This is a genomic window from Mesorhizobium sp. M4A.F.Ca.ET.022.05.2.1, from assembly GCF_003998845.1.
Classification (GTDB): domain Bacteria; phylum Pseudomonadota; class Alphaproteobacteria; order Rhizobiales; family Rhizobiaceae; genus Mesorhizobium.
This window is the reverse complement of sequence record NZ_RZOJ01000745.1, coordinates 1-1,110: the sequence shown is the minus strand read 5'-3', so window position 1 is coordinate 1,110 and position 1,110 is coordinate 1. Positions and strand designations below refer to the sequence as shown.

Here is a 1,110-nt window from a genome sequence, read left to right as displayed (position 1 = left end):
GTCGATGAGTCCGGCGTCGACAAAGGGGCGTACGGCGTCATGGACGAGCACGCGGCCTGGCGCGGCATCCCTGAGCGCCAGCAGACCCAGCCTGACAGAGGCCTGGCGCGAATCGCCGCCGGTGACCGTGATGACACGGTCCGCATCCGCACCCGCGACCTTTCGGAAAAGCTCGCCGTCGTCGGCGTGAATGGCCACCACGACCGGACCGGTCCTCGGGTGAGAGAGGAATGTCTCCAAGGTGCGCGCGATGACGGCGCGGCCGCCGATGCGTTGATATTGCTTCGGTCCATTGGCTTGCCCGGCGCGCGCGCCGCGCCCGGCCGCTACGATAACCACCGCGACCTTGTCATCGGCGCCCGAAGCCTGATTTTCGCTTGCGTCAGTCATTGCGATTGGCTTAGCGCACGATCCGCAAAAGTGTAATCGGTTTTCGGAAAAGATCGTGCGCCAATTGTGAATTCCAAAGCGACCTTTGCTTATCCCGAACGACGCATTGCGCTTTGCTGGCCGAAGGCCAGCTTTTTCCCAAATGCGCCTTGATTTGACGTCATTGCGCGTTGCACATTGCCTTGCTACTGGCTAGAGAATGTGCAGCAATCCGATATGCTTGGTTTTTGTGCATGCCCGAATTGACCAAATTGGCTCTGCCGCTCGACATTGGCGGCGTGATAATCCGTAATCGTGTCTTCCTCGCGCCGATGTCGGGAATAACCGACGAGGCGTTCCGGCAGCGCGCCCATCGGCATGGTGCCGGGCTGGTCGTGTCGGAAATGGTGGCGAGCGGAGAGCTTGCCAAAGGCAGGGCCGGCTGCGACCTGCGAATCCGCCATTCCGGGCTGCCGATCCACATGGTCCAGCTTGCCGGCCGCGAGGCGGCGCACATGGCCGAAGGCGCCCGGATCGCCGCGGGCGAGGGCGCCGACATCATCGATATCAACATGGGCTGCCCGGCCAAGAAGGTGACGGGCGGCTATGCTGGCTCAGCGTTGATGCGCGATCTCGATCACGCGCTGTCGCTGATCGAGGCGGTGGTCGGCGCCGTCGAGGTACCGGTGACCGTGAAGATGCGGCTTGGCTGGGACGAAAGCGCGCTCAACGCGCCTATGC

2 protein-coding genes are annotated in these 1,110 nt (G+C 63.1%); one reads left to right on the top strand and one right to left on the bottom strand.

Translation table 11 applies throughout. The features are described 5' to 3' along the window. Positions 1-390: 2-C-methyl-D-erythritol 4-phosphate cytidylyltransferase (locus EN745_RS35085; protein WP_148669382.1), on the bottom strand; the 390-nt coding region annotated here is incomplete at its 3' end. A gap of 233 nt (positions 391-623) precedes the next feature. On the opposite strand from EN745_RS35085, the gene EN745_RS35080 reads away from it, so the two are divergent. Then, positions 624-1,110, top strand: a 487-nt coding sequence (locus tag EN745_RS35080; protein ID WP_145992341.1) for a tRNA-dihydrouridine synthase, incomplete at its 3' end; no start/stop codon positions are given.